This window comes from Methanoregula sp., from assembly GCF_052325125.1.
Lineage (GTDB): Archaea > Halobacteriota > Methanomicrobia > Methanomicrobiales > Methanospirillaceae > Methanoregula.
In genome coordinates this window covers 75,820-90,163 of sequence record NZ_JBKQWO010000033.1, presented here as the reverse complement: position 1 = coordinate 90,163, position 14,344 = coordinate 75,820, and the positions used below count along the sequence as shown (strand labels likewise).

The 14,344-nt window shown below is 56.9% G+C and carries 14 protein-coding genes and 2 tRNA genes; 5 read left to right on the top strand and 11 right to left on the bottom strand.

The window, feature by feature from the left end; all coding sequences use genetic code 11:
• Positions 1 to 519: 519 nt before the first annotated feature.
• From thiI to ACLQMU_RS07945, 9 genes are all read right to left on the bottom strand, one after another.
• Complete coding sequence (gene thiI, locus ACLQMU_RS07985; protein ID WP_422149729.1) at positions 520 to 1,632, bottom strand: tRNA uracil 4-sulfurtransferase ThiI; 1,113 nt, start codon at positions 1,630 to 1,632, stop codon at positions 520 to 522.
• A 52-nt stretch (positions 1,633 to 1,684) separates the two neighbouring features.
• Positions 1,685 to 2,233 carry a threonyl-tRNA synthetase editing domain-containing protein gene (locus ACLQMU_RS07980; protein ID WP_422149728.1) on the bottom strand — a complete coding sequence of 183 codons (549 nt, stop codon included), beginning with the start codon at positions 2,231 to 2,233 and terminating at the stop codon, positions 1,685 to 1,687.
• On the bottom strand, positions 2,230 to 3,705 hold the full coding sequence (gene metX / locus ACLQMU_RS07975; protein ID WP_422149727.1) for a homoserine O-acetyltransferase MetX: 1,476 nt from the start codon (positions 3,703 to 3,705) through the stop codon (positions 2,230 to 2,232). The genes ACLQMU_RS07980 and metX overlap by 4 nt, the downstream gene beginning before the upstream one ends.
• Before the next feature lie 8 nt (positions 3,706 to 3,713).
• Positions 3,714 to 5,009, bottom strand: coding sequence for an O-acetylhomoserine aminocarboxypropyltransferase/cysteine synthase family protein (locus tag ACLQMU_RS07970; RefSeq protein WP_424039491.1), 1,296 nt, complete (start codon positions 5,007 to 5,009; stop codon positions 3,714 to 3,716).
• Between the two features lie 53 nt (positions 5,010 to 5,062).
• Complete coding sequence (gene pscS / locus ACLQMU_RS07965) at positions 5,063 to 6,442, bottom strand: O-phospho-L-seryl-tRNA:Cys-tRNA synthase (protein WP_422150208.1); 1,380 nt, start codon at positions 6,440 to 6,442, stop codon at positions 5,063 to 5,065.
• Positions 6,443 to 6,455: 13 nt separating this feature from the next.
• Positions 6,456 to 6,526, bottom strand: a tRNA-Cys gene (locus tag ACLQMU_RS07960).
• 321 nt (positions 6,527 to 6,847) lie between these two features.
• A tRNA-Cys gene (locus ACLQMU_RS07955) sits at positions 6,848 to 6,918 on the bottom strand.
• Between the two features lie 159 nt (positions 6,919 to 7,077).
• On the bottom strand, positions 7,078 to 7,356 hold the full coding sequence (locus ACLQMU_RS07950) for a winged helix-turn-helix transcriptional regulator (protein ID WP_422150207.1): 279 nt from the start codon (positions 7,354 to 7,356) through the stop codon (positions 7,078 to 7,080).
• Between the two features lie 392 nt (positions 7,357 to 7,748).
• Positions 7,749 to 8,621: a pirin family protein gene (locus ACLQMU_RS07945; RefSeq protein ID WP_424039493.1), complete on the bottom strand. Its 873-nt coding sequence runs from the start codon at positions 8,619 to 8,621 to the stop codon at positions 7,749 to 7,751.
• Between the two features lie 132 nt (positions 8,622 to 8,753).
• Between ACLQMU_RS07945 and larE the strand changes: the two genes are divergently transcribed.
• Positions 8,754 to 9,581: an ATP-dependent sacrificial sulfur transferase LarE gene (gene larE / locus ACLQMU_RS07940; protein ID WP_424039495.1), complete on the top strand. Its 828-nt coding sequence runs from the start codon at positions 8,754 to 8,756 to the stop codon at positions 9,579 to 9,581.
• Between the two features lie 17 nt (positions 9,582 to 9,598).
• Complete coding sequence (fdhD, locus tag ACLQMU_RS07935; RefSeq protein ID WP_422150322.1) at positions 9,599 to 10,378, top strand: formate dehydrogenase accessory sulfurtransferase FdhD; 780 nt, start codon at positions 9,599 to 9,601, stop codon at positions 10,376 to 10,378.
• Here fdhD and ACLQMU_RS07930 read toward each other — a convergent pair.
• Together ACLQMU_RS07930 and ACLQMU_RS07925 are read right to left on the bottom strand one after the other, a co-directional pair.
• On the bottom strand, positions 10,364 to 11,299 hold the full coding sequence (locus ACLQMU_RS07930) for a TIGR00269 family protein (protein ID WP_422150323.1): 936 nt from the start codon (positions 11,297 to 11,299) through the stop codon (positions 10,364 to 10,366). The two genes, fdhD and ACLQMU_RS07930, sit on opposite strands and share 15 nt — an antisense overlap.
• Before the next feature lie 4 nt (positions 11,300 to 11,303).
• On the bottom strand, positions 11,304 to 11,498 hold the full coding sequence (locus ACLQMU_RS07925) for a MoaD/ThiS family protein (protein WP_424039498.1): 195 nt from the start codon (positions 11,496 to 11,498) through the stop codon (positions 11,304 to 11,306).
• Between the two features lie 133 nt (positions 11,499 to 11,631).
• On the opposite strand from ACLQMU_RS07925, the gene nadA reads away from it, so the two are divergent.
• The 3 genes from nadA to ACLQMU_RS07910 are packed head-to-tail and all read left to right on the top strand — an operon-like array spanning position 11,632 to position 14,174.
• Positions 11,632 to 12,540: a quinolinate synthase NadA gene (nadA, locus tag ACLQMU_RS07920; protein WP_424039500.1), complete on the top strand. Its 909-nt coding sequence runs from the start codon at positions 11,632 to 11,634 to the stop codon at positions 12,538 to 12,540.
• A gap of 19 nt (positions 12,541 to 12,559) precedes the next feature.
• Positions 12,560 to 13,159 carry a thiamine-phosphate synthase family protein gene (locus tag ACLQMU_RS07915; RefSeq protein ID WP_424039502.1) on the top strand — a complete coding sequence of 200 codons (600 nt, stop codon included), beginning with the start codon at positions 12,560 to 12,562 and terminating at the stop codon, positions 13,157 to 13,159.
• Entirely contained in the window at positions 13,131 to 14,174 is a 1,044-nt protein-coding gene (locus tag ACLQMU_RS07910; RefSeq protein ID WP_424039504.1) for an AIR synthase family protein, read from the top strand. Before ACLQMU_RS07915 ends, ACLQMU_RS07910 begins: the two co-directional genes overlap by 29 nt.
• The last annotated feature ends 170 nt before the right edge of the window (positions 14,175 to 14,344 follow it).

Here is a 14,344-nt window from a genome sequence, read left to right as displayed (position 1 = left end):
CCGGCTTGCCAATCTCTTAATTGTCTCCTTACATGACGACACATCATAGTAAGGAGACGCTGTACCTTAGATCTTTCGGTCGTCGGTACAACTCGTTTTTATTTAGGATTTCTACAGAGCAAAAAAATTCAGAAGGAATGTTCAAGATATACTTTTTATCAATCGCAAGAAAAAGCGCATGAACTTGTTTTAATCGATGATAAGTTATATTCGGAAATTAATGATGTTCGAGAAGAATGCAATGATATGGTTCATCAATTCTGGTTATATGCCCACAGAAAGAATGCCAAGGTCCTTGAGAGAAAATTAAAAAGACTAGTGCGCATTTCGAAAAAATTAATTAAAGTCTTTGAAAAGATATCACGGCACATTGGGATAGATTCGATTTTTGATGTTTCGTTGTTTTTCAACCCGGGAAAAACTCATAAAAATTAATTATGCAATAATGCGGATAATATGAGAAATGTTTAGGTCTTGAAGGATGCCTAAACCCAAAAACGTGATGATATCGGTGTTCACTCACCCCGGCAGCGGCATCTTCGTCGCTTCCATATTCCGCTCCATCTCAAAAATCTCCGCAAGCTGGGCCTTCGTGGACGGCCCTTTTGGCACCGCCTTGCAGCCGGTCGCTTGGCTCGTGGACTCGTCAAATGTCCCGATCTCCCGGGCAAGCACAATCGCATCCGCCTTGTCAAAACCTATGAGCGGGCGGTAGACCGGGATTGTGGCCGCATCGGAGAGGACGACAAGGTTGTCCAGCGTCTGGCTTGCCACCTGCCCGAGCGACTCGCCGTTCACGATGCCCTTTGCCCCGACCTCCGCTGCCACATTCTCGGCAATCCGGTACATCCGGCGCTTGCAGAAGATGCAGGTGTACTTCTCCTGGTGGTTCCGGGAGAGCTCCTTTTTTGCCACCGCAAGGTACGAATCGTGGACCACCCGGAGCTGGATGCCGGGTTGGTACTTCCGTAATACTCCCACAACCCGTTCGGCCCGGGCGAGGACCGTCTCATCAAGGAAGGTGTCGAGCGCCACAAAGATCGGGACGATCTTACAGCCCCGCTTCATCATCATCCATGCCGCGACCGGAGAATCGATGCCTCCCGAGACAAGCGCGACAAGCGTCCCCTCGACCCCGAGCGGGAGACCGCCGGCGCCTTTTATCACGGTGTCGTAGAGGTAACACTCGTCCTGCCGGATCTCGACATGGATCTCCACGTCGGGCGTTGCAAGGTTCACCTTCGGGTGCGGGAACGCCTTTCGTACAACATCGCCAAGCTCAATCGCCTTGTCGTTCGAGGAAAAACTGTGTTTCCCCACCCGCTTTATTTTGAGCGCAAACGTCTTTGCCGCAGGAAGGCCGTGGGCCCGGCCGTATTCGATGAGGGCGGTTTCGAGCGGTACGCCATGAGGGACGTGCTCGACCTCGGAGAACGAGACGATCCCAAAGACATGCCGGAGTTTTTCGGGATCGACATCTCCGGTGAGCCAGATCCTGCCCCGCTCGCTTTTGATCTTCAAGTCGGGCATGACCTGCCGGATGTTGTTCATCAGTACCTGTTCCCAGCGCCGGCGGACCGGGTCCGATTTTAAGAATATCTCCGAGTACCTGACCAGCCATTGTGTTGTCATAAAGAGGTCATCTCATTGTTGCCGCACCGGGTGCGGAGAGTGTATGATAGAATCACGGGGTATTACCTGCCGTCTCCGGGCAGGAGCCGGTACAGGGTGTTTTCCCGGTACAGGTATGCTCCGCATCAGCTTCCTTGAACGGGTGGTGGCAGTACGGGCAGGTAAAGTTGCATTCAGTTCCCTCGTACGGGCAGATAGTCATCGAGAGGTCGGCGAGCGGGTGGCCTTTACCCCGGATCTCGAACTGCTTGTACCAGCCAAACGGTGCACGCTTCACGGTAATTCCCGCATCTTTCAGCGCCACTTCCAGCCCTTTGAGAATTTCAAACGAGACTGCAGGAGAACCAAGCGTACTTGTCAGGTGGGCATATGGGTAGATGAGGATCCGCTCAACTTTGAGCTTTTCAAGCCGCAAAAGCACGCTCTGTTTGGCGCTCTCGATAACATGAGCGGGGTTCTTCTCGTCGAGTTTTTCAACGCAGCAGAAGAGGACAACGCATTCCTCCATGCAGTCCTCCTTTTCCGTGATCTGCTCGGCGACCTTTGTCTTCTTTGTGGCATGGTACCACATCCGGTCAGCATGGATCGAAAGGATTCTCACGGCACCTGCCTCCCGATAAGGGTGCTGATCGCATCGCTTGTGATAAGCCCGATAATGTGGCGATCCTCGTCAACAACCGGCAGGGCGGAGATGGAATGGCCTTCCATCTTCCGGGCCGCCTCATCCACGGGTTCATCCTCGTGGATTGTGACGACGTCCCGGCTCATGATCTCGTCGAGCCACAGGAAACTGGACGCAACTGCCTTTGCGATATCCCACGAGGTGACAATCCCCACGAGTATTCCTTGTGAGGTAAGGACCGGCAGGTGGTTGACGCCGCATTTGATCATCCGCCGGGCGGCAACCGCTATCGTGGTCCCCTCCTCAATACATTCCACCTCATGAAGCATCACGTCCCGGACCACCGTGTGCGACAGGAATTTTGTAATCAGGTAGGTGAGCTGTCCTGATTCGAGAAGAAACGCGTCGTGGCCATAGCTGGACCGGATTTCGCAGTACTGTAACTCGCGCTCGTTTGCGGAGAGCGCCGTTACAATCTCTTCCGACTGGTAGGGGGGGTAAAGCCAGTCTGAAGAGACTGACATGACAAGAAACGCTGCTTTTGTCCCGGAAAGCCCGGTTGCAAGCGACCCGTCCTTTGTCAGATCGAAGTAATCGATCGCTTTGGTGATGTAGAGGTATGAGTTCGCATCGAACCGTTTGGTGAAGGTATCTCCCTGGTAGTGGAGATAGCTCTCGATGCCAAACTCTGTCGAGAAATCAAACCCGACCTGCTCCTTGCCCTGCAGTGCCCGCCCGAACTTCGCGTGCATCGACTCGTCAGAGAGGTACGTGATGTGGCCGACCATCCGGGCGAGCGCGAGGCCGCGGGAGGGTATCTTCTTTCCGTAGTAGTCCCCGTTGTTCCAGTCGGGATCGGAGATGATCGCTTTCCTGCCGACCTCGTTGAAAGCGATCTGCTGGGGCGTCGAGTACCCGGTCGTAGCAATAACGATCACCTTTTTTATCAGGTCCGGGAACGAGACAGTCCACTGGAGCGCCTGCATGCCGCCCATCGATCCGCCGGCAACAGCGTAGAGTTCGGGAATGCCGAGGAAATCGAGAAGAAGTTTCTGGGCGTTGACCATATCACAGATGGTCACCACCGGGAAAGTTGCACCGTAGGCTTTGCCGGTAGCGGGGTTTATTGAGGAGGGGCCGGTCGAGCCCTTACACCCCCCGATAACGTTGCTACATATGATATAGTAGAGATCGGTGTCGAATGCCTTGCCGGGGCCGATGACGGCGTCCCACCAACCGGGCTTATTATCTCCTTCATGGAACCCGGCAACGTGGGCGTCGCCCGAGAGCGCGTGGCAGATGAGGATCGCGTTTGTCTTATCCCGGTTGAGTTTGCCGTAGGTTTCATAAGCGATCGTCAGGCCGGGCAGGACTGCTCCGCTCTCCAGGGTAAAAAGCCCCTCGATCTCTGCATGTTGCGTGGTGACGGTGCCAAGAGAGCCGCGGAGCATGGTTGCACCTATACCTTACCCAGAGCCTGGCTGAGGTCTTCGATGATGTCTTCAATGTCCTCGGTGCCGACTGAAAGCCGGACAAAGTCAGGAGTGACACCGGTCTTTGCCTGTTCCTCGGACGTGAGCTGCTGGTGCGTGGTACTCGCGGGATGGATCACAAGGCTCTTTGAGTCGCCGATGTTTGCGAGGTTCGAGAAAAGCCTGAGGACATCGATAAACTTCCTGCTTGAAGATTCGCCGCCCCTGATACCGACACCAACAATCGGACCAAATCCTCCCTTGAGGTATTTCTTTGCACGATCGTGGTTCGGATTATCCGGCAGGCCGGGGTAGGTGACCCATGCGACCTTGGGATGTTTGTTGAGGAACTCTGCTACAGCGAGGGCATTCTCCGAGTGCCGGGGAACCCGCAGGTGCAGCGTCTCAAGGCCGATCAGGAACAGCCACGCGTTGAATGGGCTTAAAACGGCACCGGTATCCCTCATGAGCGAGACCCGGATCTTGAAAACAAACGCGACATTCCCGAGGCCCGGGAAGTTCCCGAACGTATCCCAGTACTTCAGGCCATGGTAACCCGGGTCTGGCTCGGTAAACTCGGGGAACTTGCCGTTGTTCCAGGCAAACTTCCCCGAATCGACAATGACTCCACCGATGGAGTTGCCATGGCCACCGATGTACTTTGTGGCTGAGTGGACGACAATATCGACGCCATAGTCAAGCGGACGGACAAGCCCGACACCGGTTGTATTATCGACGATGAACGGGATCCCGTTATCATGGGCAATCTTTGCGATTGCCTCGAAATCCGGAATATCAAGTTTCGGATTGCCGACGGTTTCAGCATAGATGGCCCGGGTCTTTGCTGTGATAGCTTTTTTGAACTCTTCGGGTTTCTGCGAATCCACAAAGACCGCATGGCGCCCGAACTTGGGGAGCGTGTAATGGAAAAACTCGTACGTGCCACCGTAGAGGTTGTCGGCCGAGACAATCTCGTCGCCCGGCCGGGTAATGTTGAGGATAGCGTACGTGATGGCCGCAGCTCCTGAAGCCGTTGCGATTGCCCCGGTCCCGCCCTCTATTGCAGCGATGCGCTTCTCAAACACGTCCGTTGTCGGGTTCATGAGACGGGTGTAGATGTTACCGAGTTCGCGCAAACCAAAGAGGTTGGCGGCATGCTCGGTGTTTTTGAAGACGTACGATGTGGTCTGGTAGAGCGGGACCGTACGGGACCCGGTAGTCGGGTCCGGCACCTGTCCTGCGTGGAGGGCGGTCGTGCCCAGCCTGAACTTTTTGTCAGTCATGTGATTTCCTCGATTCTTTTGCTGTCGGAATTTTTCAGGTATCCCGGGGAGGGTTAACTCCTGCCCGCCACTTTTTCCACCGGAATGCTGTATTTTTCTGCGATCTCAGTGAATGCGTCGGCGAGGTAATGGATCTTGTCCCACGAGAGGCCGTAGGTGTTGAGTTTCCACGTCCGCGTCGCACCTGCAAACTCTCCGACGATGCCCCGGCTGGTGAGCTCGTCAGAGAAATAGAAGCCCCGGCGCTTGTGGGTCTGTGCTACCACATCGAAGCTTCCCGTGGTGTCCACTTTCGTGAGCGAATGTTTCCGCGGGTACTCGGAGAGCACTTTGCTGCCGTTGATCCGGAGCAGGGTGTCAATGAAACAGTTCGACTTTTTTACCTCGTCGTCCCAATGGAGCACGCGTTCTTTTACCATGGGGAACGATGCCATCATCGAGAGCAGGGTCCCGCCCATCAGCGTGCACCCGAGCATCTCCACCTCCTTGATCCCGAATTTTCGCTTGGTGAGATCCCCAACCATACCGGTGGTCCGGAATGCCTTTGGTGCAAATTCCTCGTTTATCGCTAGGACCCCTGAAGGCGCTACCGATGCCATGCTCTTGTGCCCGGAGCCGACCACGAAGTCAGCCCCGATCTTTTTTCCGTCGACCGGCTGGACGCCGACCGTGTAGGCCCCGTTGTAGAGGAAGGGGATGTCGTACTGGTGGGCGACTTTCCCGATCCCGGCAATCTCATGCTCGTTTGCGTACTGGTAATCGAAGTGATCGATCATGACAAGGACCGGTAGTTTTCCGGTCTCCGCTTTGACATTCTCGATCTTTTGTGCCGTTGCTTCCGCGGTTACGATATGCTGGTCGTTGATTGGGACTTCCTTTACTATTCCTCCTGCATTTTCGACCGCGAGAAATTCGGTGTAGTGGGCAAGGGCAGAGACAATCACGCTGTCGCCTTTGTTGACGAGAGTGTTTGTCACAGCCTGGAACCCGCGCCGGGCACCGGGAACGACCCGGGCCTGGTCCATGTTGAGCCATTTCGCGAGTTCTTCGTGGAACTCGGCGATACCGGGCCGCGAGATCTTGTCAAGACGGAACGGCTTGCGGCAGAAGTCACAGGTAGAGTACCCATCGCCGTAAGAGATAAGTGCCTTGCGTGCCTCGGTCGTCAGCCGTCCTGCCGCCTGGATGGGGTGGATGTTGATGTACTGTTCCTCGCGGGAACGGACATCGAGGGTTCCTGCGATCTTCGTTACCTTCGGTGTCCCGGTGCCGGTCTCGAGATCGGCGATGATGCCTTTGAGCTCGGCGATCTTTTGTCTGAGCGCGGTCTCCTGTGCAACAGTTAAGCCGGTGGGAAGAGCGTCCCGGAAGATCCCCCTGATCTCTTCCAGCTCGAAGAGTGCTTCGAATGTTTTCTGGACTCTGATACTCATGGTTACACCACGAAGCCAGGACCCGGAATCGAACCGGGATACGCTGATCTGCAGTCAGCCGCGTAGCCTTTCCGCCATCCTGGCATGCACAGTCATTCACAATTGTGAATTTGACTATAACAGATAACAATTGTGAATATTTATAAGTTCGGTAATCGGCGGCTTTTTCCTGATCTGGTTTTTCTGACGGAAGAACCATTTTTTTGATTTTTTTTGTATGCCAGCGGGTGATATTGAGCGCGGAAATTGTATGCTTCCCGGTAATTTTTATTGATAATTCACCTTCTTTTACCCATGAAAAAGGAGAGGAGAGCTGCCGTGGTTTCGCGGGTACTGGCACAGTCCGGAGCGGGAGAAAAAGTGATGCAGGGAGAAAGATTCCTTAAAGGGGAAAATCAGAAGAAGAGCCAGGACCCGGAATCGAACCGGGATATACTGATCTGCAGTCAGCCGCGTAGCCTTTCCGCCATCCTGGCATCGGGTGCTGTTCACAATTGTGATTTGACATACCAATGTAGGCAGAGGTATTATTTAAGGGAGCATGAACCGGCAAAACTTACCAGATCTGGAGAGCGGTCGATTTCCAAGAGCGACGGAGTGCTTTGGGAATGACGAAGATGGAGAGAGAGAAAGGATTAGGCCGAGGCCGGTTCATTCTCCTGCAGCGAGAGACGGTACAGGCTCTGCCGGGCATCGGCAAGAGAGAGATACTCGGTCAGTACCTTCTCCTCCCTGAGCCGGGAAAGGGCATAGCGGACGGTACGTTCGGGAAGGAAGGATTCCCGGATAATATCCTTCTGGGTCATCGGGCGGTTTGCTTTCAGGATAGTGTACACCAGTTTTGCCGAGGGCGGCAGGTGCCCAATATTCTGTACACATTTTTCATTACTGCTGGTTACAGCAAAGACGATCACTCATGATTGACCACAGTACCTATGTGTTCACAATTGTTAATATTTTTGACGTTGCCTGTCATCAAGTATAGCATTCTGTTAATCTCTTTCTTGCATACCACATTTCACCGCCGGCGACAGGTATACCATACCACGATTGCGGTAGGCTATATTACGGGTCGTCTTCCGGCGGTGTGCACGTGTATTCACTGAGTAAATCTCTCCCCGGAACCAGGATTTTATAGATAAACGCCGGGTGAAAGTGTAATTCAGTCAATGGTTATCGGACAAAATTCTTTCTGCTTGAAAATTAAATTAGCGGCGACAGCCTGGACGGCCCTGACCCGTTTGCCTCTCACAAAGGGACACGGGACAGCGCTCCTGCCCGCAACCGCTCAGGAACAGGTACCGGCCTATCCGGTCGTCCCCTTCTTTTTTATAAACGTCCCGTCCCGGTATTCCCGGAACGCTTCAGCCAGTTCCTCCGGTGTGTTCATAACGACAGGGCCACCCCATGCAACGGGTTCGCGGATTGATTTTCCCGAGAAAAAAAGGAACCTGACGCCTTCAGGAGAAGAACGGACTTTTATCGAATCTCCATCGCCAAAGAGGATCATGTCACGGTTCTCGGAAAAAGATCCTGACCCGTCATCGAAATACCCTTTCCCGCCAATAACATAGGCAGCGGCAGTGTACCCGGCCCCCACCTTATGGAGGAAACCGGTGTCAGGCCGAAGGGTGATATCGAGATATTCAGGATCGGCGACGATATGCTCCACCGGCCCTTTCACCCCGCTGACAGTCCCGCAGATCACCGTGACCTCGACGCCGGGCTGCGGGGTGGCAACCGGTACCTGGTGCCGTTTTATTTCCTGGTATCGGGGATCCATCATCTTTTTGGAGCGGGGAAGGTTCATCCAGAGCTGGAATCCACCCATGACGCCATTCACGGGTTTTGGCATCTCCTGGTGGATGATGCCGGACCCCGCCGTCATCCACTGGATATCCCCCGCGTTGACGATCCCGGCATTTCCCATGCTGTCGCCGTGCTCGATTTTACCCTCGAGCATGTAGGTCACGGTCTCTATTCCCCGGTGCGGGTGCCACGGGAACCCCGCGAGGTAATCTTCCGGTTGCGTGCCAGCCCGGAAGTCGTCGAGCATCAGGAAAGGATCGAACAGGGGCACGTCTTCGTAACCGAATGCCCGGTGCAGCCGGACACCGGCTCCCTCAATTGTCGCGTACGCGGGCTGGACACGTTCAACACCACGGACCCGGGTCATCATGAGGTGAAAGGCAGTCCTGCCAGATTAAGGTTTTGGGGAAGTCAGGGGGAAACGGGACTGGAGTACTCCGGGCATAACCGGCCGTGCCCTGCCCCCCGGATATCTTTTAAAAAATAAGGTCGTGTACGTAGTATGGACACTACTGCCCGTCGTACGCTCCTCCAAAAGAAAATAGCGGAGAGGGGATCCATGCTTGTCGCATTCTCCGGTGGCGTGGACAGCAGCCTGCTCGCGGTGCTTGCACGGGAGGCGCTGGGGGACAATAGCCGGTGTGTCCTTCTCGACAGCCCGGTCGTCCCCCGCGAGGCGATAGACGAGGCGCGGCGGATCGCCCGGGACTACGGCCTCACGCTCGATATCCTCCCGGTGGCAGTCATGGACGATGAACGGTTCACGAAAAATCCCACCGATCGCTGCTCCTGGTGCAAAAAGAACTCGGTGGTCGTGCTGAAACGGCGGGCAGGGGAACTGGGTTTTTCCTGTGTTGCCGATGGCATAAACGTCTCGGACACCGGAGAACACCGGCCGGGCCTTACCGCAAGCACCAAAGAAGGGATCATCCACCCGTTTTTGGATGCCGGCCTGACCAAAAGTGACATCCGGGAGATCGCGCGTGCAGGAGGATATTCCTTCTGGGACAAGCCATCGGCCGCCTGCCTCTCCTCCCGCATTCCTTACGGGGATGCAATCACCGGAGAAAAACTTGCCATGGTCGAGAGGGCCGAGGCCTTCCTGCACGACAACGGGCTCCGGCAGGTGCGGGTGAGGGTACACGGGACAGTTGCACGCATCGAAGTGCCTAAAGAGGAGATGCACGCATTACTGGATATGCATGCTGCGGTGGCAGGCACCCTGCGAGGACTGGGGTTCTCCTACGTAACCCTCGACCTTGAGGGGTACCGGAGCGGGAGCATGGATGAAGTGCTCGCGGCCGGCCCGCAGGAAAACCTGATCGAATAATTCACGTGGTGACAGAGATGATCGTACCGATGTTCAGGCACCTGCCCTGTATAAAGATGGACGGGAGGACCGTCTCAGCCGGCACCCACGAGGTCATCGACGAGGCTCCCGAGGCACTGTTCGTGAACGGCAGGCACGCGATGACCGCGATGATGAGCCCGACGGACCTGGAGGACTTTGTCACCGGCTACCTGTTTACCGAGCAGATCATCAAGAGTGTTGATGAGATCGAGTCCATCAGGATCGAAAAGAACCGGATCAGCGTGATCACCAAGAACCTCTTCAAGGTGCTGGGCCCCAAAAAGACCATCCTCTCCGGCTGCGGGGGCGCCACGTCCTTTATCGACACCGAAAAACTGCCGAAGATCAGCTCGGATCTTTCCCTGAGCCCCGACCTGATCCGGGCAACCACGAGGGATGTGCTCGAATCCGAACTGCATACCATAACGGGCGGTATCCACGTGGTCGGGCTCGCGTCGGCCGATGGCGTCATTGCCCGTTCCGAGGATATCGGGAGGCACAACGCGCTTGACCGGGTGATCGGCCATGGACTCCGGAACAGGATCGATTTTTCACGGACGTTTGCCATCTGTTCGGGCCGCATCTCATCGGAGATGGTGCGCAAGTGCCTGATCGCAAATATCCCGGTGATGATCTCGCGGGGTGCGACCACGACGCTTGCCGTCACCATTGCACAGGATACCGGGGTGTGTGTCGTTGGCTTTGTCCGCAGCACGAAGCTGAATATCTACTCCCACCCCGAACGGGTGCAGGGCGCCCCTTCACTTCCCCAGTGAGTGCCGGAGCCGGCAGACTTGGCAGAGGTCCCCGGAGCATGGGTCGCCGCATTCCCTGCACCGGTGCAGGTGCCCCATGACGGGCGTCCCCGCACAGTACCGTTCGATGGTCTTTTTGCTCCCGACGAGGTGCTGCATCGTCCCGGGATGGAGGTTTTCAAATCCGGCGAGCATGGTGCGGATCCCTGCCCGCAGTGCATAATTTGTGTACGGGCACTCGGGCAGCATGGAGAAGAGGCCCTGCACGAAGAGGTAGACCGCAATCTCCTTCTCCGGGATTGCTGCAAGGGGTTTGATCCTCGGCAGGAACGCGGCCGACCGGCCGGTACCGGTGTTGCGGATGAGCCGGGGAAGATCGCCCCGGAGGGCATTCATCAGCACCGACTGTGCCTCATCGTCAAGGTTGTGTCCGGTAGCAATCGCGGTCGCCCCGGCAGCACGGGCCGCGTCCGTAAGTGCTTTTTTACGCAGGATGCCGCAGATAGTGCAGGCCTGTGCTTCACGTCCTGCAAGCAGGGTATCGAGATCGTCGCCAATGAGATCGCAAAAGGAGACTATGCGGTGTTCCACCCCGAGTCGTCCGGTCAGGGTCTCTGCCGCCCGTATGGTCTCGGCTCGGTATCCGGCGATGCCTTCGTCAACCGTGATGGCAACGAGACCTGCACCCGGCCATGAGGGCAGGAGCCGGGAGAGGATCACGAGGAGCGCGGTGCTGTCCTTTCCCCCGCTTAATCCGACCGCGATCCGGTCGCCTGCACGGATCTGCCCGGCCTCCCGGATGGTTGATGCCACCCGGGCTTCCACATCGCACACGATATGCGTGCCGCAGAGATGGCGCTTGTTAACCGGCTGGTATATCACTGCCGGTTCCGTGCAGCAGGCGCAGACCGGCCCTCCAACGGGTGCTGCATGGGATTCCACCGGCCTATCCCCCGTGCGCGATCCGGACGATCCGGATCTCGTCGTTCCCGCCAATTACTGTCTGCTCGGGGACAAGTTTCCCGTTCCGGGACACGATCACTTCAAGGGGATTGATCCCGAGCTCCTGCAGGAGAGTGCCGACGGTATCGGGCCCGTGCTTCATCACCCGGATGCCCTGATCCGGCAGAATGACGTTCATGGTCGCTGGGAGTAGATTGGAATCGCCGGCGCATAAACATCCCGCTGCTGTCATCATCCCCCATCGCGCCAGCGACTATTTGATGCACCACGACACACTACTGGGATACAACCAAAAAAGAGTGGGTTACCCGATGCAGGACACCGCCCTGCTGCAGGAAGAGATCCTGCGGCTCAAAGAGCAGAAAAACGCGATCATCCTTGCGCACAATTACCAGCGGGGCGAGGTGCAGGACATCGCCGATGTAACAGGCGATTCGCTTGAGCTCGCCCGCGCCGCTGCGGGGATGGACGGCGATGTCATCGTTTTCTGCGGGGTCGATTTCATGGCGGAGACCGCTGCCATCCTCTCACCGGAAAAGACCGTCCTGCTGCCCGCGCCGGATGCCTGCTGCCCCATGGCCGGGATGGTGACCGTGGACGAGCTCAGGTTCACACGCGCCCGCTATCCTGAAGCGGCGGTCGTCTGCTACGTGAACACGACCGCTGATGTCAAGGCGGAGAGCGACATCTGCTGCACCTCGGCAAACGCGGTGAAGGTGGTAAACGCGGTACACGAGGACACGGTGATCTTTGTACCGGACAAAAACCTCGGGCAGTATGCGGCGCGTTTTACCGACAAAAAGGTTCTCCCGTGGGAAGGCTTCTGCCTTGTCCATGACCGCTATACCCCGGCCGACGTATCTCTCGCGAAACAGGCACACCCGGGTGCAGTCGCGCTCGTCCACCCCGAATGCCGGCCGGAGGTGATCGATCTCGCGGATCACGTGGCGAGCACCTCGGGGATCATCAGCCACGTCAAATCCGCTCCTGAAAACGAGTTTATCATCGGCACCGAGAACGGCATCCTGCACCGGCTCGCAAGGGAGTGCCCGGGCAAGCGCTGTTATCCGCTCTCGGACACGGCCATCTGTGCGAACATGAAAAAGACCGACCTTGTAAAAGTCCGCGATGCGCTTGTCACGCTCCAGCCCAGGATCACGGTACCGGAAGAGATCGCCACCCGTGCCCGTGGCGCCATCGAACGCATGCTCGCGCTGTAAAATGTATGGTGGTGACGATATGGACGATGAGATGATCGATATGCGGGGAAGGCTCTGCCTTGCCCTCGACCAGATTGAAGAGTGCCGGGAGTTTGCATCCCTGATCCCTGAAGTCAGGTCCAACCTTGTGTATGCAAAAAAAGGGGCCAGAACCCGTGACGATGTCCTTGCGGTTGACGGGCGGATCACGGTCGTACAGGGTATGCCGCGGGCGGCGGGAAAACCCCGGTTCGGGGCATCCAGCCACATGGCGCGGCTGCTCATCGAATTGCGGAAGGTCGATCCCTCGGTGAGGGCAGGCATCGATTTCGCAAACACCCCGCACCTTGCGGCATGGCTGGAAGAGTACTGCCGTGAACGGGACTGGATCTTTTCCGTTATTGACCGTCGGGGTGAACCGGACGAGATCAAAGCGGTTGAGGGCGCTTCGATGCCCTGGAAGGTAGGCGAAGCCGTGCGCGCCGCCGGGGGCAGGGCGCCCAAGATCTTCTACGAGACGGGAGCGGTCGGCAAAGAGCCGGTCTCCGTTCTTGTCGGGCGCGATCCGCTGGAAGTCGCCGGCCAGATATGCACACTTGCGAGGGATTACCATGAGTACCGGCAAACCCAGGATCGGTAAGATCGACGCCGGGATCTTCACGCAGTTCCTGTTGCAGAGGTTAGGAAAACCAGACCCGTCCGTTATTGTGCCGCCCGGCACGGGCATTGATGCCGGGGTTATCGATCTCGGTAACGGCCGGGCACTTGTGGTTGCCGAGGATCCGATCTTTGCGATCCCCGGACAACCGCTGGAGATGTTCGGCTGGTATACCGTCCACATCGGGGCAAGCGACGTGGCGGTGATGGGGGTGCAGCCGCAGTACATGACCTATTCCCTGCTCCTTCCCCCCGGGACACCCGATGCGGATTTCAGGACAATCGTGGACGCGATCCACCGGACTGCCTGCAATCTCGGGATTGCCATTGTCGGGGGGCACACGGGGTATTACCCGGGATTTGCCTCCCCGACCATCGGGGGAGTGACCGTCTTTGCCATTGCGGACAAGAATGTGATTGTCACGCCCGCGGGTGCACGGCCGGGGAACGATGTGATCCTGACCAAAGGGCCGGCGATCGAGACCGCGGCCATCCTTTCAGTCGTGCGCGAAAAAGATCTGAAGGGCAGGTACCCGGACGATCTCATCGGAAAAGCGCAGGCGCTCTGCTACCAGATGAGCGTGGTGCGCGATGCAGAGATCGCCAAAAAAGCCGGGGGAGTCACGGCTATGCATGATGCTACTGAAGGTGGGGTCATCGGCGGCCTCTTTGAAATCGCCGATGCAAGCAGGGTCGGCATGCGCATCGATGAGTCCAGGTTTGTCTATCCTCCCGAGGTCAGGATGGTCTGCGAGGCGTTTGGCATCGACCCGGTGGCAGCGATCGCCGAAGGCTCGCTCCTCATTACCACAGAACCGGCGTTCTCGCCCGCCATCATCCACGCACTCAGCAGTGCCGGTATTGCAGCCTCGGTCATCGGCACGGTGACGGATTTGCCCCGTCACCGGGTACTGGCACGGAACGATGGATCCACAATCCCGCTCGCCGTACCGGAGCAGGATCCTTTCTGGCCGGTCTTCTTTGAGGGCGTCAGCTGATTGTCACTGAGGTGCTGGCGATCAACCGCGAAATTTTTCAGGGTTTTTCTTATGCGTCCGCCCACCATGAGATTATTATTCCATGAACCGCAAAAAACTCCTGCGGTTAACAACCGGTACGTCCCGGAAAATGGCGGCATGCAGACGGGATGCTACCCCAACGGGAGCGG